The organism is Candidatus Microthrix parvicella Bio17-1, from assembly GCF_000299415.1.
Taxonomy (GTDB): domain Bacteria; phylum Actinomycetota; class Acidimicrobiia; order Acidimicrobiales; family Microtrichaceae; genus Microthrix; species Microthrix parvicella.
This window is the reverse complement of the sequence record NZ_AMPG01000002.1, coordinates 819189-841239: the sequence shown is the minus strand read 5'-3', so window position 1 is coordinate 841239 and position 22051 is coordinate 819189. Positions and strand designations below refer to the sequence as shown.

The window sequence follows — 22051 nt, the reverse complement described above, 5'->3', positions numbered from 1 at the left end:
CAGTCCTCGGTGGTGCAGTCCCTCGGTGGTGCAGTCCCTCGCTCCGAAGCCGAAGGTGCATCGATGCCCGGATCTACTCGAGTTGGCTGCCGTCGGGGCGGGTGGTTTGCCAGGTGCCGTCGGGGTTCCGGCGGATCGAGAAGCCTTTTTGTTTCCAGCGGTTGTGCCGGCCGCATAACGGTGCTGCGTTGGCCGGGTTGGTGGGGCCGTTTCGGGAGTGTTCGGTGAGGTGGTCGATGTCGCAGCGGCTGGCGGGTGCGTGGCAGCCGGGCCAGATGCAGTGGGTGTGGGTGGCGGTGGCGGCGGTTCGTGCTGAGCCGGTGAACCTGCGGGCTCTTCCCAGGTCGATCACGACGCCGGCTGCGTCGACGACGATCCGACGGAACGTTGAGAACAGGCTGGTGGCGGCTGTCTCGGTTGGGTCGAGGTCGTGGCCGTCGTCGGTGCGGCACATGAACGTGTCGGGATCGAAGACGGGTGGCCGGTTCTCGTCGATGGCGTGGAGCATTGCTTCGTACGCGGTTGCTGACCAGTGGATGTTGTGCACGAACCCGGGTGGGATCGCACCGTCGGGTGCGGTGGCGGCGTTCTGGAAGATCCGGAACAGGGCATCGGCGCGGCGTTGGGCGTCGGTACGGTCCAAATCGGCTTTGGTGATCTCACCGGTGCCACCGGCGGCGATCGCTGCGGCTTTGGCTGCAGCGCAGTCGGCTTCGAATTCGGCGTCGACGAACCGGTCGAAGATCTCGCGCATTTGGGCGCCCTGGGCCGAGGCGAAGAACCCGGTGAGGTCCCACGACAGGTCACCGGGGTTCGGACGGAGGCGGGTGTCGCGGTTGTTGTGGTTGCGTTCGTTGGCCGGTTCGGGGCCGTCTTCGTCGATGAGGCGTTCCCAGCGGTGGGCTTTGCTCGCGAACGATTTCGACGACATTGTCGTCGCGTCGGCGATGAATTCGTCTTGGCGGGCCTCGAGTGCTGGTGCGACCCGCTGGTTGGCGTGGACACGGCCCAACGTGTTGGCAGCCGACGTGGGCAGGGTCCCGGCCTGCCACGCCGCTTCCACCTTCGGGAGGTCGGCACACGCTTCGGCGGCCCGGGTGCGGTTGAGTGACTCGGCTTCGGACAACTTGGCGACGTGTCGGACCATGATCCTGGGTGAGCCGTGTCCGTCGGTCAGGTGGAACCGTGATCGGGTGATCTCGCCGACCAGCGCCGATTTGGCGGCATCAATCCTGCGGCCCAAGTGTTCGAGTCGGTCGATCCACACGACCGCGTCGCGGGCGTCGTCGGGGCGGACTCCGGCGGCGAACAGTTCGTCCAACGCCGCCTCGGCGTGCTCGAGTGCCGATGCCCCTGCGGGGTCGCCGACCTCGGGCTCGCGCACCCCGTCGCCATCGGTCCCGGAAGCGAGTGCTGCATCCAACGCTGCGATCTCGTCACGACGAATCCTGGCGCGCAACTCCTCCAGTGGGTCGGGGCCCTTCTGGGCCGAGTCGCTCTCCGCTGCCGATCTCATAGGTCCAGTATGCGGAAGGCCTGTGACAGTTAAGGATCCACTCCAGTGGACCGGCGAGATTCATTCATGACGTTAGTCACGTATCAAAATCCTGGCGTTGATCGATCACCGATCATCGAGCGAGTTCGCGAATTATCCGATTCCGACCTTCATCCTGAGAACGGGCCTAGATCGTGTCGAAGAAGGATGGGTCGACTGTGACGTCCTCGACGACCCGTTGCTCGGTGCTGACACCCAAGTCGTACTGCTTCAGGAGGTCACAGAGTCGGTCGCCATTGATGAGTTCTATTGGCTGAGCGCCATCGCGGGTCGCTTCGGCCTGGGCCTCTTTAGAGAAGATTCCCGTAGTGATCAACAAGCCCTTGTCACCGCGCCCCGCCATGGCCCCTCGGAAGTCTCGAACTTGAGAGGGAGCGACGTTGCCTCGGTAACGCTTGCATTGGAAGAAGGTCGGAAAGGAAACGAGAGGCGACACTCGGTATATCCCCGTCCCATCGATGCCGCCGTCACCGGATCGACCCGTGACGTTCACATTGACAAATCCAGCCTCACGCAGCAACCGCTGAGAGAGCCGTTCGAAGGCGTCCGCGGGCATCTCAAGGAGGCGGGCCAAGAGGATCGCCTTCCAGTCGTCTTCAGTCGACCCGCCATCGCCGTCCTCGTCCGAAAGCTCAGCGTCAGCGGACAGTTTCTGGGCTCGTTTTGCAGCAAGTTCGCGCCGCCACTGGCGGTCGAGATCGATGAGTTGACCTGCTGAAGCCTCGCGTCCGAAGTCGGTAATCGCCCAAACGCCTCTTGCGCTGTTGGTAACAGCGCCAAGGTTCTTCAGGTTCGTCCTGGCCCAAGCCAGCCGGTATGCGATTTCCGACTTTTCACCATCGCCGTGAAGAACTGCGAGCTGGGCGTCCGAATAGTCCTGTTGTCGAACGACCTCGTCATCGATCTCTTGGATGGTGCCAGACCCTCCCAGTTCCTTGAGCGCCGAGATGGTTGGCCAGAACGTTTCGTTCCATTTGGGGAGGGAGGGTTCACCGACTGGCATTTGGTTCAGGCTAGTCCTCGTGCGGTCTGGATCGATCCTGACAGCGCATCAGCATCGAGAAGCAGCGGACCAACGCGCGGCGTCAGTAGGCCAGTGTTGGCTCGGTGCCGGCGGGCAGGTTGATCGTCTTCGACTCGAGGTAGGCGGCCAGACCCTCGGGGCCAAGCTCCCGTCCGACCCCGGAGTCCTTGAAGCCGCCGAATGGCGCACCCCACTCCATGGCGAACCCGTTGACCGTGTAGGTGCCGGTGCGAACCTTGCGGGCGATGTCGAGGCCCGCGTCGGCGTCGGCGGTCCACACGGTGCCCGAGAGGCCGTACGCCGAGTCGTTGGCCACCCGCACGGCGTCGTCGGCATCGTCGACGGCAATGACCGCCAACACCGGGCCGAAGATCTCCTCCTGGGCGATGCGCATCGAGTTGTCGACGTCGGCAAACACGGTGGGCTCGACGAACCAGCCGCGGTCGAGACCTTCGGGGCGGCCGCCGCCGGTGGTGACGCGGGCACCCTCGTCGCGTCCGGCCTGGATGTAGCCCTCCACCCGCTCGCGCTGGCGTTCGGCGATCAGCGGTCCGCAGCCGGTTTCCATGTTGGCCGGGTCACCAACGGGAATGGCGGCGACCGCTTCGGTCAGCGCCTCGACGACCTCGTCGTAGCGGTTGCGGGTGGCGAGGATGCGGGTCTGGGCCACACACGCCTGGCCGTTGTTCATCGTCGAAGCGGCGATCAGCTCGGGCATGATCGCGTCGAGATCGGCGTCATCGCAGATGATGGCGGCGGACTTGCCGCCGAGCTCGAGGGTGACCCGGCGGAGCAGTTCGCCGCAGGCGGCGCCGATCTTGCGACCGGCCGCGGTCGAGCCGGTGAAGCTGACCTTGTCGACGTCGGGGTGGGTCACCAGGTGCTGGCCGGTCTCCCGTCCGGCCGGGACGATGTTGACCACCCCATCGGGCACCCCGGCGTCGATGCACATCTGGGCGAGGGCGTTGGCGCTTAGCGGCGTCTCCGGGGCGGGCTTGAGCACGATCGTCGATCCGCTGGCCAGCGCCGGGGCCAGCTTGAGCATCGAGATGAACAGCGGCACGTTCCACGGCACGATGCCGGCGCAGACGCCCACCGGCTCGTGGCGCACGAGGGCCGGGCCCATCATGCCGTCGCGCACCTCCTCGAAGGCGAAGCTTCGGGTCAGCTTGGCGAAGTAGTCGAGCGCCATGCCGGTGGCACCCACCTGGCCGAAGTGGCTGAACAGCAGTGGGCTGCCCACCTCGGCGGTGATCAGGTTGGCCAGGTCGTCGGACCGTTCCAGAAAGAGCGCATAGAGCCGGTCGATCACGTCGGCCCGCTCGGCGGCGGTCGAGCGGCCCCAGTCGCCGTCGAGTGCACCACGGGCGGCGGTGACCGCAGCGTCGATGTCGGCGGGCGCCCCCTCCGGGGTGGACCCCAGCTCCTGTTCGGTCATGGGCGAGATCACCGAGATGCGACCGTCGGTGGCGGGCGCCACCCAGTTTCCGCCGATGTAGAGGTGGTCGTGATGCAGGTCGGACATGAATCCCCTTGAGTCGTGCGTGTCGCCGTCGGTCGACCGATCCTAGTGACCCGCAGCTCGATCGGACGCCGGTTGGGAGCGGAGGTCGGTCGGCCCGCATGATGGATGACCATGAGCATTCCGATCAGGATCGCAATCACCGGCTACGGCAACCTCGGGCGGGGGGCGGAGGCGGCGATCAGCCAAAGCCCCGACCTGGAGCTGGTGGCTGTGGTCACCCGGCGGGACCCGGCCACGGTGACGCCGGCCAACCCGGAGACCCCGGTGGTGCACCTCGACGACGTCGCCGACCTCCAGGTCTTGGTCGACGTCATGTTGTGCTGTGGCGGTTCGAAGGAGGACCTGCCGGTGCAGGGGCCGTTGCTGGCCTCGATGTTCAACATCGTCGACAGCTACGACACCCATGCCAGGATCCCCGAGTACTTCGCGTCGGTCGATGCGCCCGCCAGGGACAACAACACCACCGCGGTGATCTCCACCGGATGGGACCCCGGCCTGTTCTCGATCAATCGGCTGATCGGTGAGGCGATCCTGCCCGAGGGTGCCACCTACTCGTTCTGGGGTAGGGGCCTCAGCCAGGGGCACTCCGACGCGGTGCGTCGCGTGGACGGCGTGGCCGCCGGCGTGCAGTACACCAACCCGACGTCGGACGCGGTCGCGCGAGCCCGTAGCGGCGAACGTCCGGAACTGACCACCCGGGAGAAGCACACCCGCCACTGTTTCGTGGTGCTGACCGACGGCGCCGACGCCGACGAGGTGGAGCAGGCGATCGTGACGATGCCCGACTACTTCGTCGACTACGACACCACGGTGACGTTCATCGACGCGGACACCCTGGCTGCCGAGCACGACGCCATGCCCCACGGCGGGGTCGTCATCCGCAGCGCCTCGACCGCCGACGGCCACGATCACACGATGCAGTTCTCCCTGGAGCTCGGCCACAACCCGTCGTTCACCGCCGGCGTGGTCGTGGCCTACGCCCGTGCCGCTCATCGCATGAATCAGGGGGGTGACTTCGGGGCCAAGACCCCGTTCGACGTGGCACCCGGCCTGCTGTCGCCCCGGTCGCCCGAGGACCTCCGGCGCGACCTGCTCTGATGGCCGACTCGCTGTTCGTTCCGCTCGGCGACGGCCGCTACCAGCCCACCGGGTTGAGCCGGGGGCCGTGGTCACCCAACGCGTTGCACGGTGGTCCGACCGCGGCGCTGGTGGCCCACGCCGCCGAGACCGTGCTGGTCGACAGCGGTGCGGACGCGCACCTGCCCGTCCGGCTGACCCTGGATCTCGAACGGGCCGTGCCCCTCGCCCCGCTCAGCGTTCACGCCGAGATCGTGCGGCCGGGTCGCAAGGTGCAGGTGGCCGAGGTGGTGATCGCCGACGACGAGGGTCGTCGGCTGGCGCGGGCCTCGATCCTGGCCATCCGACGTCGCGAGATGACGTTGCCCGACGGTCTGATCCGCCCGGTCGAGCCGCAGATCGCCGATCGATCCGTCGGGCAGAGCAGCCTCGACTGGGACTTTCCCGACGACCAGCTCGTCTTTCATGCCGATGGGACCGAACACCGCGTGGTCAAGGGATCGTTCAGCGAGCCCGGCCCGGCCACCGACTGGATCCGACTCAGGGTGCCGGTCCTGCCCGGGGTGGAGCCGACCGGGTTTCAGCGGGTGGTGGCGGCCGCCGACTTCCTCAACGGCATTTCGAGCGTCGTCGACCTCTCGGAGGCGACCTTCATCAACCCCGACCTCACCGTGACCGTGCACCGGCTGCCGGTGGGGGAGTGGGTGGCCGTCGACGCGGTGACCCGATTCACCGACGAGGGCATCGGCACCGCCGAAGCCGACCTGTACGACGAGCGTGGCCGCCTCGGTCGTGCGGTGCAGACCCTGCTGTTCGAGCCCGTCGGCTGAATCGATTGAGCCTGTCGGCTGGTCTGTTTGAGCCCGTCGGCCGACTCCAATTACACCGAGACGAGGAATCGCTCGGTGCGCGGGTCGGACGGCGCCCCCGTGCGGGTCACGGCGACCAAGCGCCGGGCGATGAGTTCACCGATGATCACCACCTCGGCGCCGGTCGGCTTGGCGCCGGTCGGCTTGGCGCCGGTCCCGCGTCGTTGCAGTCCGGGGGCATGGTCGGGCAGCACGGCCCAACCGAGCCCCAGCTCCACCATCGACAACAACACGGTGGGGTTGGAGCTCTCGAGGGTGGTCGTCGGGTCGGCACCCCGGGCACGCAGGGCGGCGTCGAGGAGTACCCGGGTGGTCGACCCTTCGGGTGGCATCACCCATGGGCCCCAACGTCGCGGGTCGGTCACCACCTCGGTGGAAACGTTGGCGGGGGCGACGATCACCATCGGCTCCTCGGCCACCGCCGTGACGGCGACGTTGGACTCCGACCCAAGCTGCGACCCGCCACTGGTGAGGGCGGCGTTGTCGGCGACAACGACGGCCAGGTCCAACTCGCCTCGTTGGACCGCCCGGGTGAGTGGCACCGAGGTGTCGACGATGACGTTCAGCGCATCGCCCGCCAGCCGCCGGACGGCAGCCAGGGCAGGTCGGCAGGTGGCCACCGCAGCCGAGTCGATGAGCCCCAGCCGGTAGGCGCCCGCAAAACCGTGACGAAGACGTTCCGCAAGCCGCCCCAGATCGGCGGCCTGGGCCAGCACCCGGTCGGCCTGGACCAGGATCTCGTTGCCCGCCGACGACAACACCCGGCGCCGCCCCACCCGTTCGAACAGCTCGATGCCGAGGCGCCGTTCCAACTCGGCGATTCCCTGGCTGAGCGCCGATTGGGTGACCCGGAGTTCGTTGGCGGCCTCGGTCCAGCTGGGGGCGCGGGCAGCTGTCTGCAGGTAGCGCAACTGCTGCGTGGACAGTGAGGGAACAGCGAAGAGCGAGGGGCTATTCATAAGACATGCCGATGAATCATGGCATTGACTCTAGGGAAGCTGTCAACAACACTCTGATGAACCCACCGCCGGCGCGCCCGCCCGGTGGACTCGAACGAAGCACTGTCCAACTCAACACCCAAGGATCCAGCCGTGACCCAGCCAAGCAGTACCCCACAACCGCTCGACATCGCGCCCGCCACCGGGCGCCTCGGCCTGCTGATGCCGGGCATGGGGGCGGTGTCCACCACCACGATCGCCGGCATCATGGCCGCCCGCCAGGGGCTGGCCGCGCCAATCGGCAGCCTCACCCAGATGGCCCACATTCGCCTCGGACGTCGCGAGGAGGGCCGCAACCCGATGATCAAGGACTTCGCCCCGTTGGCCGGCATGGACGACATGGCGTTCGGTGGGTGGGACCCCATCTCGGCCAATGCGCTGGAGGCCGCACGCACCTGTGGGGTGCTGCAGGAGGCAGACCTGGCCCCGATCTCCGGCGAGATGGAGGGCGTTACGTCGATGCCGGCAGTGTTCGATCAGCGTTGGGTGTCCAAGCTGGAGGGCATCCGGGTGAAGGAAGGGGCCAACAAGTGGGACCTGGCCCAGCAACTGGTTGAGGACATCGCCCGGTTCAAGGAGGAGGAGAACTGCGATCGTCTGGTGATGGTGTGGACCGGCTCGACCGAGGCCTACCAGGTGGAATCCGATGTGCACGCCGACCCCGATGCCTTCGAGGCCGGTATGAAGGCGAACGACCCCAACATCTCCCCCTCGCAGATGTATGCGTGGGCGGCGCTGAGCTCGGGTGTGCCGTTTGCCAACGGCGCCCCCAACCTGGCGGTCGACACCCCCTGGGCGGCCATGCTGGCCGCCGAGCGAGGCGTGCCGTTCACCGGCAAGGACTTCAAGACCGGCCAGACACTGATGAAGACCATCCTGGCCCCAGGGTTCAAGGCCCGCATGCTGGGCGTGCGTGGCTGGTACTCCACCAACATTCTGGGTAACCGGGACGGCGAGGTGCTGGATGATCCCGAGAACTTCAAGACCAAGGAGATGTCCAAGCTGGGTGTGCTGGACACCATCCTTCAGCCTGAGTTGTACCCCGACCTGTACGGCAACCTCGACCACGTGGTGCGCATCAACTACTACCCGCCCCGGGGTGACAACAAGGAGGGCTGGGACAACATCGACATCTTCGGCTGGATGGGCTATCCGATGCAGATCAAGGTGGACTTCCTGTGTCGGGACTCGATCCTCGCCGCCCCGATCGTGTTGGACCTGGCGCTGTTCCTCGACCTGGCCCAGCGCGCCGGACAGTCCGGGCTTCAGGAGTGGCTGAGCTTCTACTGGAAGGCGCCCGACGCCCTCGGTGGGATCCCACCCGAGCACGACATCTTCATCCAGCAGATCAAGCTGAAGAACACCCTTCGTGCATGGCTGGGCGAAGAGCCCGTCACCCACGCCGAGGACGAGTAGGCGGCTGCGCTCCCAGCCCCGCCTTCCGCTCTCCGTTCAGACGAGGGTCAGGTGCAGGTTGAGGCGGTCGAGGTTGGCTTTGACGGTAACCTCACCCGCGGTCGGTGGCGAGAGTTGCATCGAGCCCGACATCAGGCGGCCGACCACCTCGATGGTGAGGTGGTGGTCCGCCGCGCCCACCGGCACCTCGGCGACGATCACCCCGGCGTTCCCATCGGGACGGGTGGACACGCCGCAGCGCCGAGCCAACTCGACACCGCCGTACCGCACCACCACGGTGTCTCGGGCGAAGCCGTCGCCCAGCACCACTCGAAAGCTCCCATGTCGACTCTGGGGCGCCGCCTGACCGATGGGGGCCAGATCGGAGCTACCGTGCCGATGATCGGCCTGATGAAGCACTGACGACGGAACGTTGGACAGGAGCATGGCGAGCCTTTGTACCGGCCGGGCCGGTGGGCCGGGTGCGGTACGTCAATGAGCGCTGAAGCGAATGAGGTTTCAATAGTGTGCCCGATGCTGCACAACGATGGACGGCATCTGGTCAATGGCCACTCATTTTCCACTCAATCGCCGTCCATTCTGGTTGCGTGCTCACGCTCTGGCGATGAACTGTGGGTACATCGACCCACAGCCCCCGAAACCCTGTCCGATTCGAACCGGGCCCAAGTGCCTGCGCACGCGCTATGACGCGCTCGTGGTGGGCACCGGTCCCGCCGGTTCCGTTTTGGCCTACCGGCTGGCTCGCGCCGGGCTGAACGTCGGTGTCCTCGAGCGCGGGCGGGCCCAGCAAACCGGAACGTTTCCCGAATCGCCCGGCGAGCTGCTGTCCCAGGCCCAACTGTGGCGTCACGGTCGCCGGGTCGGCCCGGCGGACGGGCTCTTCGATCTGCGCGTCTTCGACGACCTGATGGTGCTGACCGGTTGCGGCGTGGGAGGGACCTCGTTGATCAACGCGTCGGTCTCGGTGGTGCCCGACGAGAGCGTGATGGGCGACCGGCGCTGGCCGACGGCGATCAGGGAGGATCCGGAGTGGCCACATGATTTCGACCGCGTGGGGTCCATGGTGGGCACCACGCCGTTGCCCGATGGGCGCAGGGTCGACAAGCTGACTGCGCTGGAGGCCATGGCCGAGGCCGAGGAGGTTGGCGGAGTGGTCCAGCGGGCGCCCCTCAACGTGGCTTTTGAGGACGGCTTCAACAGCACCGGCGAATACATGACGGCATGTAACGGGTGTGGCAATTGCATGACCGGGTGCAATGTCGGAGCGAAACAAACCTACGACCGCAACTATCTGTATGGGGCACGCCGCCTTGGCGCCTCGGTGTTCGCCCGGTGTTCGGTGCAACGGGTTGAGGCCACGGCGCACGGCTGGGCGGTGGTGGTGGCCGACACGATGGACCCATCGGTGCAGCGCCGCGTGGAGGCCGATCAGGTGCTGCTGGCGGCCGGCGCCCTTGGTTCCACCGAAATCCTGCTCAGATCCAGAGCGGTCGGTTTGGACGTCTCGCCCATGTTGGGTCAACGCTTCTCCGGCAACGGCGACCTGATCGCGTGGGGGTTCGACACCGACGCCCATGTGGGCTCGGTGGGCGTGCCCGGCGATTCCGGCGATGGCTGGCTGGGGGTCGGACCCACGATCACCGGGATGATCCGTGGTACCCCGAAGGACGCCGCGCCGGATGATCCAGGCGTTGACGCCTGGATGATGCAGGACGGCACCGTGCCGGTGGCCTTCGCCCGGCTGACCCCCCTGCTGATCGCAATCTCCGCGATCCTCGACAAATTGCCCCTGAACGAGGGGCCCGGACGCATTCGCGACTGGTTGCGTTCGCTCATGGACGGTCCGTATGCCGGGGCGGTCGGCCGCACCACCACCACCTTGTTCATGTCGGCCGACGATGCCGAGGGCGAGGTGGTGTTGGCCGGTTCGGGGATCGATATCCGCTGGCCGGGCGCCGGCATGCAGCGGTCACTCACCGAGGGCGGACGGCGGCTGGCAGCGGCGGCGCGCGAACTGGGCGGGCGCCCGGTGGGTAACCCGGGCCACCGCGGTCGACTGGGCAACCGGCCGGTGTCGGTGCATCCCCTTGGCGGCTGCGTGATGTCGTGTGACGCAGGCGACGGCGTCGTCAACGATCGCGGGCAGGTGTACGCCGGGGCGATGGGTCGACACGTGCATCGGGGCCTGTACGTGACCGATGGGTCGATCATTCCTCGGTCGTTGGGGGCAAACCCGTCGCTCACCATCGCGGCCCTGGCTGAGCGGACAGCCCGGCTGTTGCTGCTGGAGTTGGGCCTCGATCCGGACCCGGTCGAGCCGGTGTCCCCGCCCGAGGGGTCATCGGCCGAAGGGACGGCGCCGGTGGTGGTCGGCCCACAGGTTCGCTTTGGTGAGCGCCTTGGTGGTCACGTGATGGTCGATGGTCAGGCCTCGCCGATCACGCTGTCGCTGCGGGTGGCGGTGGACGACCCCGCTGAGGTGCGTCGCGACCCTGAGGGCACAACGCTTCGGGTCACCGGCACCGTGGAGGCGCCGCTACTGCACCCCGCGCCGATGACGGTCACCTGGGGCACGTTGCGGTTGGTGGTTGAGGACCCTGATCAGTCGGTGGGGCACCGCATGGAATACCGGCTGGGCCTTCGTGACGTTGCCGGCGGGCGGTACCGGCTGGATGCCGACAAGTTGATTCTTGACCAGCCGGGCATGGATTGGTTGTGGGACGCCACCGAAATGGTGGTGGCCATTCACCCCGAATTTGGAGATCCGCCGGAGCAGGGAGCGATCAGGTCGTACGGCATGGCACGTTTGGCCCCCTTCGACGCGGTGCGCATGGGCCTGTCGTTCCGAGGTCCCCAAGGTGGGTCGTTCAGGGAACAGGCGGGTGCGATCGGCTCGTTCCTGGGGGCCTTCGCGCTGCCGATGACCGGTGCCTTCGGCAAGGTGGCGGTGGCCGGCAAGGAACTGCGCGACGCACAACGGAAACTGGAACGACGGCGTGAGTTGGCGTTGCCGGAGCCAACCCGAAGCTGGCTCGATCGCAACGGCACCTGGTCCGACGCGATGCCTGCCGAACCGGTGGTGGGTCTATCGCGTTTCCGGGGCGGGACCGCCGGGCCGGTGTTGCTCGCACCAGGTTTTGGCATGTCGTCCGATCACTATTTGCTGGACGCCGCGGCACCCAACCTCACCGAGGTGTTGGTGGCGGCGGGCTACGACGTGTGGCTCTTCGACTACCGATCGTCGATCCTGTTTCCCGGGGCGGGCTCGCCGTCCAACCTGGACGAGATCGCACGCCTCGATTGGCCGGCCGCCGTCAACCGGGTTCGCAGCGAGGCCGGCGCGGAGGAGGTGTCGGTGGTGGCCCACTGCGTCGGCTCGGCCACGGTGCTGATGTCGCTGCTCGATGGGTTGGAGGGGGTGGGCTCGGTGGTGTGTTCCCAGATGTCGGCGCACTTTGACGTGCCCGGGTTCACCCGGCTTCGAGCGCGCCTGCGGCCGGGGCCCAAGCTGGAGGCGCTGGGCTTCACCTCGGTGTTTCCCGACCGTGGTACCGGGCTCTCGGCGCGGCTGGCCGACCTGGCGGTGCGGTCGACGCCGCTGGCTCACGGTGAGCGGTGCGATTCGCCGGTGTGTCGCTGGGTGTTCTTTTTCTATGGACCCACCCATGCTCATGCCAACCTCGACCGGTACACCCACGACCGCATCGCCGAACTGTTCGGGGAGGGGTCGCTTCGGGGCATGGACCACGTTGGCGCCATGTTCACGTCCGGGCGATTGGTGGACGCCGCCGGTGACGACTCCTATATGCCCCACGTGGAGCGATTGAAGCTCCCCATCCTGTTTCTGGCCGGTACCCGAAACCGTTTGGTGTTGCCGTCCGGTTCGGCCCGTTCGGTGGCCTGGCTGCGCTCGCACCACGGTCCGGACCTGCACCACCGCATCGAGTTGCCTGGATACGCACACCTGGACGGGCTGTTGGGGCGTCGCGCCCATCGTGACGTGTTTCCTCACATCGTCGACTTTCTTGGAGACCACCGGTAACTTCGGGCCATGACCGAAGCGACCTTTCCCATCACCGGCGATCCCGATGACGACGCGCTGTTGTTGGACGATCCCTTTGCGCTGTTGCTCGGCATGCTGCTCGACCAGCAGGTACCCATGGAGTGGGCGTTCCGATCGCCTTCCCGGCTTCGGGAGCGGATGGAGGCGGCCGAGCCCGGCTCATTCTCGCCCGCAGGGTTGGCAGCTCTGAGCGAGGATCGGGCGGTCGAGTTGTTCTCCGAGAAGCCGGCCCTTCACCGCTACCCCAAGTCGATGGGCAAGCGGGCACACGCGGTGGCCGAGATGCTCGTCGACGAGTACGACGGGGTGGCGTCGGCCGTCTGGACCACCGCAGCCGACGGCTCCGAGTTGTATCGGCGCCTGCGCGCCCTGCCCGGGTACGGGGAGGAGAAGGCCAAGATCTTCGTCGCCCTGCTGGCCAAGCGTCTTGGCATCCGTCCGGACGGCTGGCGGGAGGCGGCGGGGGTGTTCGCCGACGACGCGCCCCGATCAGCCGCAGACGTGGGCAGCGCCGCTGAGCTCACGCTGGTGCGCCAGTGGAAGCAGGCGCAGAAACAGAAGGGCAAGACCAAGCAGGAGTAGGGGCCAAGCGAGCGCTCAGGCCAGCGAGCGGGCGCCCTTGGCCAGCAAGGTGAGTCCGCGGTCCTCGGCCTCGGCGGCGATGGCGGACGGGTCGGCGTCGCCCCGCCCATCGGGCCCCACTCCGAGTCGGGCGAGTTCCACCTCGGCAAAAAGCCGCCAAGGCGTGGCGTCCACCCGGGCAGATCGGTTGGCAGCGGTCGCCAGTGCCTGAACCGCCGCCTCTTTGTGTTCGGCACCCTCCAACATCGACTCGGCGATGCCCAGGTAGTGCCAGCCAAACCCGAGGAACATCGTTTGTCCGAAGTGGACGGAAGCCTCGGGCTGCTCGCCGAACCAGGCGGCCAGCGGTGCGGCCCACTGGGTGCGACCGGTGAATTGGGCGACCAGGACGGCTGTCGATGCGAGGATCCAGTGGTTCTGTTGGCGTTCCTCACCCAGGAACGACTCCAGGTCGAATTCGTCGGCCGCCGCCGTCGCCGCGTCAAGGTTGCCCGAGACGGCGTGAAACCAGGCATCGAAGATGACCCACAGCGACCCGCGCTCGGAGAACATGCGCAGCACGTCGATGGTCATCTCGGCCGCCCGATGGTCGCCGACCATCGTTTGCCAGGGCAAGCGGACCAGACCGTCGACCACCTGAGCGTGTAAGGCCCGCCCGGTCTCGGCCAGCAGTCGGCTCGACTCGACTGCCAACTCCGATGCCAGGTGGTACTCCCCCCGCGAGCCGGCGCGCATCGCGGCGTACAACCGGTCGAGTCGCAGCATGTCGGCGCTGCCGACCTCGGCGGCCGAGGCTGCAAAGCGGGCGGCAACGTCGTCGGCCGCCTCAAGGTCACCGCCCTCCAGCGTCGTGTGGAGGCGACACTTGAGCACCTGAAGGGCCAACATCTTCTCGCCGGATTGGGCGGCGAGTGACCCGAGGCGCTCGATCAGGCTCCAGGTCACGACCGTGTCGGCGTCGATGTCGCATGCCCAATACCGATTGATGCCGATCCGGGTCCGGACGGCCGCGCCGGCGCCTGCTGCCAGACGGTCGGCTTCATCGCACATTGCCGTCCGCTCAGCGAGAGGCGTGTCCCAGTAGCGCAACTGCGCCAGGCGGGCGAGCAACTCGGCGCGTAGGTGAGGGTTCTCAGCCCCGAGCTCCTGCAGGGCGGCGGACAGCACGTCCGCAATCGATGGGTCGCTCACGTCGCCCATCGCAAGCACCCCGCCAATCTCCAGCGCGGCGATCGCCGCCAGATCGGTCCTACCGGAGCGCCGGGCCCGCTCGATCGCACGGTCGAGCAGGATGCGCCCTTCGCCCTGGTGGATGTAGGTCGACAGCACCCGACCCCGCTCGATCAACAGCTCGGCCGCCGTCTCGTGGTCGTCGGCGTCGTCGGAGATCAGGGCGAGTGCCGAGGCAAGCTTGCTGGAGGCGCGGTCGTAGGCGGAGTTGCGCACGGCCGATGCTGCGGCGGCGCGCAACCACTTGATCGCCGCCCCCCGACCGAACGATGGAGCCGCCAACAGGTAATGACGGGCGATGTCTCCGGCGGGGACCAGATCGCCGCCCGAACGACGCTCCGCCAGGAGCTCGGCGGCCCGGCGATGGAACGCTCGTCGCTGTTCCGGTCCGATCTGGTCGAGGAGCACGTCCCTGATCAAGCCGTGAACAAACCAGTAGCGGCCCGTTGACGGGTTGGTTCCGTTGCGGGCTGAGACCGCGTCCACGTCGGGCAGCGCGCTGAGCAGCCCGTCGGCAATCACCTCTTCCAGCGCCGCCACCGACTCGTCCGGGCTCAACGACGCCAACTCGATGGTGAGCCAACCGCGGGGATGGAGGCCGTCGATGGCTGCGGCGCGCAGCAGGGTCACCGCCTGCGGGGAACAGGTTGCAACGCGCCGCCATGCGAGTCGCGCCAACGACGTGGTGTCCTCGACGTCCCTGGTGCGCGCGAGTTGCTCGACAAACATGGGGTTGCCGCCACTCTGGCGAAGCAGGGTTGCGTCGTCGAGTCGATCGTCGCCCAACGACCTGGCGAGTTCAGCCACCGCCGCCTGCTCGAGGGGCCGAACCGGCACCTCGGCAACGTGGGTCTGGTGGGGTAAGGCGTTCAGCCACGTGGCCAGGGGGGCGTCCGGCACCAACTCGGCCGTCCGGGCGATGCCGATCACCAGCACCGGCGATGTGGCCAGCGGACCGATCAGGCGGCCCAACACCTCCAAGGTGTCCGCATCGACCTGGGCCAACTGGTCGATCACCAGCACCGGCGGCTCGTCGTCGGACAGGTGCTTCAGCAGGGTGCCCAAGGCGCCCAACAGCGCACTGCGGCTGGTCGTGTGCCGCGCACCCGTGTCCTCGATCCCAATCAGCTGATGGAGGGCGTCCATGGATGCGTCGGCCTCGAGCCGCTGGAGCAGCCCGGGATTGTGCACGTTGACGTGTTCCACGATGTCGGCGATCGGAGGAAACGACCGGCCCGCAGAGTCGTCGCCGGCGCCGTAGAAGACCCTGCGTGTCGGATTGCGGCGAGCAAACTCCATGACGAGCCGGGTCTTCCCGATGCCCAACTCGCCGCTCACCAGCACCAGTCGGGCGCCGCCCGCCACGGCCTGGTCGATGCGCTCCAGGTCGGGGCCCCGCCCCACAAGGGGCGCACCGGCTCGATCGATCCAACAGTCGCATCCGGAAAGAATGGTCGATGCCGGGGCGGGCGGCGGTGCTTTCAGCAGCGATTCGTGACTCAGGATCTGGCGTTCCAGGGTGTAGAGCTCGGGGCTTGGCTCAAGCCCAAACTGTTGCCCCAGCCGTCGGCGAGCATCCTGGAAACAGTTGAGCGCCTCCTGCTGGCGGCCATCGCGATACAGGGCCTTCATCAGGGCAGCCCAGTAGCGCTCGTTCTCGGGATGGTTCTCGGTGAGCACCGTCAGTTCCGGAATCAGCGCCGTGTCGTTGCCGTTGTCGAGGCGCAACTGGATCTCAAGTGATTTGAGGTCCTCTCGGAGATGTGTCAGACGAACGGCGTCGCTGCGAGCCCAGTCGTGGCTGGCGAACTCGGTCAGCGGCGGCCCGTGGAACAGCGTCAGCGCCTCGCTCACCCGCGAAAGCGCTGCGGCAGGGTCGACCTCGGCCAGGCTGCGGGCTGAATGGAGTGCGTCGTCGGCCACTACCGAGTCCAACTCGTTCGCTGCGAGCTTCAGGCGATAGGCGCACCCGCCGACGGTCACGATGCGGCCGCGTCCCACCAGGCCCCTGAGCGCATGGATCTGCTGTTGCAGGTTTCGTCGTGCCGACACGGTGTCCCGCCCGGGCCAGAGGTCGTCCATCAGGGTGTCGAAGCCCACCGCCTCGTCGTTGGCCAGCACCAGACGTACAAACAGGCCGCACTGTTTCGTGCCGGCCAGGTTGATCCTGGTGTCGTCGAGCGTGGCGCGAAGCGGACCCAGCAGTTGCACCAGCATCCGGTGGCGCCGGCGCGAAGTGTCTGCCGTGGGCAGTGGATCTGGCCCTGGCACGAGGCTCACCGTAACCAGGCCGGCCTTGCGCCGCCCAAAGCGAACCCCGTGCCGGGCTCGGGTCGGGCGGCGTCCGCGGTCGGCTACTGCAGCGCAGCTAGCGTCGTTGCGGCACAGGCACCCAAGGCGATCCCGCCCAGGAAAGGCAAGACCAGCGTGACCATCATCGATGACGTACTGGCCCGACAGATCCTCGACTCCCGAGGCAACCCCACCGTGGAGGTGGAGGTGGGCCTGATCGACGGTTCGGTTGGACGAGCGGCTGTGCCCTCGGGCGCCTCCACCGGGGCCTTCGAGGCCGTGGAGCGACGCGACGGCGGCGAGGCCTACGGCGGCAAGGGGGTGCTGGGCGCCGTCGGTGCGGTGAACGACGAGATCACCGACGCGGTGCTGGGCCTCGACGCGCTGGATCAGCGCGACCTGGACCAGACGATGTGTGACCTGGACGGCACCGACAACCTGGAGCGCCTTGGTGCCAACGCGGTGCTGGGCGTGTCGCTGGCGGCCGCCAAGGCGGCTGCGGCCAGCCTGGATCTGCCGTTGTACCGCTACGTCGGTGGTGTCTCGGCCTGCGTCCTGCCAATGCCGATGCTCAACGTGATCAACGGTGGCGAGCATGCCGACAACAACGTGGACCTGCAGGAGTTCATGCTGGTTCCCGTCGGTGCCGCCTCGTTCTCCGAGGCGCTGCGCTGGGGTACCGAGTGCTATCACAGCCTGAAGTCGGTGGTGGCCAAGCGGGGCCTGTCCACCGCCATCGGCGATGAGGGTGGCTTCGCCCCCAACCTGGGCTCCAACGAAGAGGCGCTGGCCCTGTTGACCGAGGCGATCGAGGCGGCGGGACGCACCCCCGGCGACGAGGTGGCGCTGGCACTCGACACCGCCTCCACCGAGTTCTATGCCGATGGCAAATACCAGCTGGCCGGTGAGGGCCGAAGCCTCGATGCGGGCGAGTTCGTGGCCTACCTCAGCGACTTGTGTGACCGCTACCCGATCGTGTCGATCGAGGACGGTATGGCCGAAGAGGACTGGGACGGTTGGGCTCAGCTCACCGAGGCGCTGGGCGATCGTGTCCAGCTGGTTGGTGACGACCTGTTCGTCACCAACCCGGTTCGGCTTCAGCGGGGTATCGAGGTGGGCGTTGCCAACTCGATCCTCATCAAGGTCAACCAGATCGGCACGCTCACCCAGACGTTGGAGGCGGTGCAACTGGCCACCCGGAATGCCTACACGTCGGTGATGAGTCACCGCTCGGGCGAGACCGAGGACGCCACGATCGCCGACCTGGCGGTTGCAACCAACTGCGCTCAGATCAAAACCGGGGCGCCGGCACGCTCCGATCGGGTGGCCAAGTACAACCAGCTGTTGCGCATCGAGGAACAACTGGGCGAGTCGGCGGTCTTCGAGGGTGGTGCCGCCTTGGCGCCGCGACCTGTGAACCGGCGCGGCAATGGCACCTAGGAGCGGGCGGGCCACAGCTCGCTCGCCCAGGTCGGAGGCGCACAAGGCGACCCGTAGCTCTGCGCCGCGCGTGCTCCAGATGCCATCGCGCCGCCGCTGGTTCTGGGTGGCGGCTCTGTCGGTGGTGGCGTTGTTCCTCGCCGTGCTGGCGTTGCCGGTGCGCAACCTCTTCGGTCAATCAGCCGAGTTGGGCCGTGCCCAGACGGAGTTGGTTGGCCTGCGGGCGGAGAACACCAAGTTGGAGCGCCGCCAGGCCGAACTTGAGGATCCCGAGCAGGTGGAGATACTCGCCCGCCGCAACCATGGCATGGTCTTTCCCGGCGAGGAGAGCTATGTGGTGCTTCCCCCGACCGTGGGCGGTGAGGTGCCGCCGTGGGTGGCCAAGGGGTGGAGCTTCGATCCGGCCGCTCAGCCGGCGTCGGAGCCCTAAGCTCGCCGTGAGGCCTCCCACCAAAGGATGATGAGCAGATGAGCACCCACCGACATCAAGGGATCATCAAGCCGCAGCGGCGTGGTTGGGGAAGGGTGTCCTTGGTCGCCATGGCATCGGCCGCCCTGTTGCTGGGTGCCTGTGGCGGCGGGGGCTCCGGGGGCTCCAGCGGGTCACAAACCGCCGGCGCAGGCGATGAGGGCACACCCCAGAGCGGCGGCACGGTGATCTACGCCCTCGAGAGCGAGACCAACTCCGGCTGGTGCCTGCAGGAGGCCCAGCTGGCAATCTCCGGCATCCAGGTCGCCCGGGCCATTTACGACACGCTCGTTCAGCCTGATGAGAGCGGCGAGATGCAGCCGATGCTGGCCGAGTCGGTCGAGCCCAATGCCACGTTCGATTCTTGGACCATCAAGATTCGGCCTGGCATCACCTTTCACGACGGCTCCAAGCTGGACGCCAAGGTGGTGGCCAACAACCTGAACGCCTATCGAGGTAAGTACAAGGCCCGGTCACCACTGCTGTTCGTGTTCGTGCTCGAGAACATCGCCACCGTCGAGGCAACCGACGACATGACCGTCACGGTCACCACCAAGACCCCGTGGCCGTCGTTCCCCAACTTCCTGTGGAATGACGGACGCCTTGGCATCGTCGGGCAGGCCCAACTGGACGACGCAAAGGGCTGTGACAAGAACCTGGTGGGTACCGGGCCATTCGTCAAAAAAGAATGGAAGATCAACGACCACTTCACCGCCACGAAGAACCCCGACTACTGGCAGAAGGATGCCGACGGCACGCAGCTGCCGTACCTGGACGAGATCGAGTTCCGCCCTCAGCCGGAGCCCAGCCAGCGCACCGAGGGCATCCAGACCGGCACCTACGATGCCGCCCACGTGCAGGGTGGCGACGCGCTGATCGAGTCGCAGTCGTTGGCCGACGCCGGCGCGGTCAACCTGATCGCCAACTCGGACTTCGCCGAGGTGAGCTACCTGTTGTTCAACGTGGCCAAGGCCCCATTCAACAATGCGGACGCCCGCATGGCCGTTGCCCAGGCGCTGAACCGCGAGGAGGCGAATCAGCTGCTGAGCAAGGGTCAGCAGAAGGTTGCCTCGGGCCCATTTGCCCCCGGGTCGATGGGATATCTCGCCGATGCCGGTCTGCCGGCGTTTGATCTCAAGGCGGCCAAGACCCATGTGGCGGCCTACGAAAAGGCGACGGGTAAAAAGCTGAGTTTCCTCGTGCCCTTCTTTGGTAACGCCGAGGCGCAGGCCACCCTCGAGCTGTATCAGTCGCAGTTGGCCGAGGCCGGCATCGAACTGAAGCTGCAACCCACCGAGCAGTCTGCCGAGATCGACCGGGCGATTGCCGGTGACTTCGGGGCATTGCTGTGGCGCAACCATCCCGGGGGTGATCCCGACCTGCAGTACGTCTGGTGGCAGAGCGAATCACCGGTGAACTTCGGCAAGTTCGCCGATCCTGAGATCGACAAGTTGCTCAATGAGGGCCGGGAGAATGCCGACCCCGCTGAGCGCACCAAGATCTATGAGGAGCTCAACCGACGCTTCGGGTCCGAGTTGTACAACGTGTGGACTGCCTGGGTGAAGTGGGGCGTGGTCTCAGCGCCCAAGGTGCACGGCATCCTGGGGCCGGACGTTGACGGCAAGCCGCCGTTCCCGGGCCTTGCCACCGGGCATCCGGTGTCAGGCATGTGGGTCGACGGGTAGTCGGGCTCCCGGTCGTCCAAACCTGAACCCCATCCCCGTTGCATCATGTGTCGGGACGGGTACAGTGCAGCGTCATCGGTCACATCTGGCCGCAGGTCTCGGTGGGGAATATCTAAATGTTGGGGGAACGAACATGAAGATGTCTCGGCGCACGCGAGGAATCGCAGCGACGCTGGCCATGGGCCTGGTGGCGGCGGCCTGCGGTGGTGGTGGTGACAGCGGTTCTGGGGCGAAGGCCGGGGGTGCGCCCGGCGATGAGGGCCCGCCGGTGTCCGGTGGCCGGGTGATCTACGCCCTGGAGGCCGAAACCAACGCCGGTTGGTGCCTGGCCGAGTCGCAGTTGGCCATCTCGGGGATCCAGGTGGCCAAGACCATCTACGACACCCTCGTCCAGCCCGATGAGTCGGGCAAGATGTTGCCCATGCTGGCCGAGTCGGTCGAGCCCAACGCCACTTTTGACTCGTGGACGATCAAGATTCGAGAGGGCGTGAAGTTCCACGACGGCACCAAGCTGGACGCCGAGGTGGTGAAGAACAACCTCGACGCCTACCGCGGCAAGTACGACGGTCGTAGCCCGCTGCTGTTCGTCTTCGTGCTCCAAAACATCAAAGCGGTGGACGTGACCGATCCGATGACGGTCACCATCACCACCAAGACGCCCTGGCCGGCACTACCCAGCTTCCTGTACTCCAGCGGCCGGTTGGGAATGTCGGCTCAGGCCCAGTTGGACAGCAAGGACAACTGCGACAAGGACCTGATCGGCACCGGGCCCTTCAAGCTGAAGGAGTGGAAGCTCAACGATCACTTCACGGCCGTGAAGAACCCCGATTACTGGCAGAAGGACGCCGACGGCACGCAACTGCCGTACCTCGACGAGATCGAGTATCGCCCGGTTCCCGATACCGACTCCCGGGTGGAGGGCGTTCAGACCGGCCAGTTCGACATGATCCACACCAACGGTGGTGAAGCGGTCAGCCAACTGCAGCCGCTCGCCGACTCGGGCACGATCAACATGATCGCCAACTCCGACGCCGCCGAGGTGACCTACCTGATGGCAAACGAGGCCAAGGCGCCCTTCGACAACCTCGATGCCCGCAAGGCTGTGGCCTACGGCATCAATCGCGAGGAGTTCAAGAAGCTGCGCGCCGCCGGATTGCAGGACGTCGCGTCGGGCCCGTTCGCGCCAGGCAACCTCGGATACCTCGAAGACACCGGTTTTCCCGAGTTCGACGTGGCCAAGGCCAAGGAGCATGCGGCGGCCTACAAGAAGGCCACGGGCAAAGACCTGAGCTTCACGATGTCCTACGCCGCCGATGCATCCACCAAGATCTCCGCCGAACTGCTCCAGAGTCAGCTTGCCGACTCGGGCATTGAGATGAAGCTGACATCCACCGATCAGGCGGCCCTGATCGACCGGGCCATCGGCGGCGACTTTGAGCTGGCGTACTTCCGCAACCACCCTGGCGGCGACCCGGACAATCAGTACGTGTGGTGGCACAGCAGTTCACCGGTGAACTTCGGCAAGATCAACGATCCCCAGGTGGACAAGGCCCTCGACGATGGCCGCGTCGAATCCGACGAGGCCAAGCGGGCCGGCATCTACGAGGGGATGAACGAGCGCTTCGCCGACCAGGTCCACAACATCTGGTTGGTCTGGAGCCTGTGGACGGTTTCGTCCCAGCCCAACGTCCATGGCGTGTTCGGGCCCGATGTGGATGGCGAGAAGCCCTTTACCGGCCTGGCGTCCGGCCACCCGGTCACGGGCCTGTGGGTGGACGGCGGCGGTGCGTGACATCGGACGCCCTCGGGCTGCTGGACGACGTGCG

The 22051-nt window shown here is 66.9% G+C and carries 15 protein-coding genes; 9 read left to right on the top strand and 6 right to left on the bottom strand.

Going from position 1 to position 22051, the window contains the following annotated elements:
• Positions 1–73: 73 nt before the first annotated feature.
• The 3 genes from MPARV_RS0112050 to MPARV_RS0112040 all read right to left on the bottom strand — a co-directional run bounded on the left by MPARV_RS0112050 (position 74) and on the right by MPARV_RS0112040 (position 4104).
• Positions 74–1516 (bottom strand): HNH endonuclease signature motif containing protein, encoded by a 1443-nt coding sequence (locus tag MPARV_RS0112050; RefSeq protein ID WP_020378424.1) that lies wholly within the window; start codon positions 1514–1516, stop codon positions 74–76.
• Positions 1517–1682: 166 nt separating this feature from the next.
• Positions 1683–2558 carry a restriction endonuclease gene (locus MPARV_RS0112045; protein ID WP_020378423.1) on the bottom strand — a complete coding sequence of 292 codons (876 nt, stop codon included), beginning with the start codon at positions 2556–2558 and terminating at the stop codon, positions 1683–1685.
• 82 nt (positions 2559–2640) lie between these two features.
• Positions 2641–4104, bottom strand: coding sequence for an aldehyde dehydrogenase (locus MPARV_RS0112040; RefSeq protein WP_020378422.1), 1464 nt, complete (start codon positions 4102–4104; stop codon positions 2641–2643).
• 111 nt (positions 4105–4215) lie between these two features.
• Between MPARV_RS0112040 and MPARV_RS0112035 the strand changes: the two genes are divergently transcribed.
• Positions 4216–5202, top strand: a complete 987-nt coding sequence (locus MPARV_RS0112035; protein WP_031278424.1) for a diaminopimelate dehydrogenase — start codon at positions 4216–4218, stop codon at positions 5200–5202.
• Positions 5202–6011 (top strand): thioesterase family protein, encoded by an 810-nt coding sequence (locus MPARV_RS0112030; protein ID WP_020378420.1) that lies wholly within the window; start codon positions 5202–5204, stop codon positions 6009–6011. The genes MPARV_RS0112035 and MPARV_RS0112030 overlap by 1 nt, the downstream gene beginning before the upstream one ends.
• 50 nt (positions 6012–6061) lie before the next feature.
• On the opposite strand, the gene MPARV_RS0112025 is transcribed toward MPARV_RS0112030, so the two are convergent.
• Positions 6062–7009, bottom strand: coding sequence for a LysR family transcriptional regulator (locus tag MPARV_RS0112025; RefSeq protein WP_020378419.1), 948 nt, complete (start codon positions 7007–7009; stop codon positions 6062–6064).
• A 132-nt stretch (positions 7010–7141) separates the two neighbouring features.
• Between MPARV_RS0112025 and MPARV_RS0112020 the strand changes: the two genes are divergently transcribed.
• A complete protein-coding gene (locus tag MPARV_RS0112020; RefSeq protein WP_012225678.1) occupies positions 7142–8464 on the top strand; it encodes an inositol-3-phosphate synthase in 1323 nt (440 codons plus the stop codon).
• A 36-nt stretch (positions 8465–8500) separates the two neighbouring features.
• On the opposite strand, the gene MPARV_RS0112015 is transcribed toward MPARV_RS0112020, so the two are convergent.
• Positions 8501–8890, bottom strand: a complete 390-nt coding sequence (locus MPARV_RS0112015) for a hypothetical protein (RefSeq protein ID WP_012225680.1) — start codon at positions 8888–8890, stop codon at positions 8501–8503.
• A gap of 100 nt (positions 8891–8990) precedes the next feature.
• Here MPARV_RS0112015 and MPARV_RS0112010 point away from each other — a divergent pair, with 100 nt between their 5' ends.
• Both MPARV_RS0112010 and MPARV_RS0112005 read left to right on the top strand, forming a co-directional pair.
• Positions 8991–12506: an FAD-dependent oxidoreductase gene (locus MPARV_RS0112010; protein WP_031278423.1), complete on the top strand. Its 3516-nt coding sequence runs from the start codon at positions 8991–8993 to the stop codon at positions 12504–12506.
• Between the two features lie 9 nt (positions 12507–12515).
• Entirely contained in the window at positions 12516–13109 is a 594-nt protein-coding gene (locus tag MPARV_RS0112005) for an HhH-GPD-type base excision DNA repair protein (RefSeq protein ID WP_020378416.1), read from the top strand.
• Positions 13110–13124: 15 nt separating this feature from the next.
• Here MPARV_RS0112005 and MPARV_RS0112000 read toward each other — a convergent pair whose 3' ends face one another.
• Positions 13125–16610 carry an ATP-binding protein gene (locus MPARV_RS0112000; RefSeq protein WP_157789584.1) on the bottom strand — a complete coding sequence of 1162 codons (3486 nt, stop codon included), beginning with the start codon at positions 16608–16610 and terminating at the stop codon, positions 13125–13127.
• A gap of 156 nt (positions 16611–16766) precedes the next feature.
• Between MPARV_RS0112000 and eno the strand changes: the two genes are divergently transcribed.
• From eno to MPARV_RS0111975, 4 genes are all read left to right on the top strand, one after another.
• Positions 16767–18071, top strand: coding sequence for a phosphopyruvate hydratase (eno, locus tag MPARV_RS0111990; protein WP_020378414.1), 1305 nt, complete (start codon positions 16767–16769; stop codon positions 18069–18071).
• A 157-nt stretch (positions 18072–18228) separates the two neighbouring features.
• Positions 18229–18501, top strand: a complete 273-nt coding sequence (locus MPARV_RS0111985; protein WP_420886257.1) for an FtsB family cell division protein — start codon at positions 18229–18231, stop codon at positions 18499–18501.
• A gap of 38 nt (positions 18502–18539) precedes the next feature.
• Positions 18540–20225: an ABC transporter substrate-binding protein gene (locus tag MPARV_RS0111980; RefSeq protein WP_012225692.1), complete on the top strand. Its 1686-nt coding sequence runs from the start codon at positions 18540–18542 to the stop codon at positions 20223–20225.
• A 133-nt stretch (positions 20226–20358) separates the two neighbouring features.
• A complete protein-coding gene (locus MPARV_RS0111975; RefSeq protein ID WP_020378411.1) occupies positions 20359–22017 on the top strand; it encodes an ABC transporter substrate-binding protein in 1659 nt (552 codons plus the stop codon).
• Positions 22018–22051: the final 34 nt, after the last annotated feature.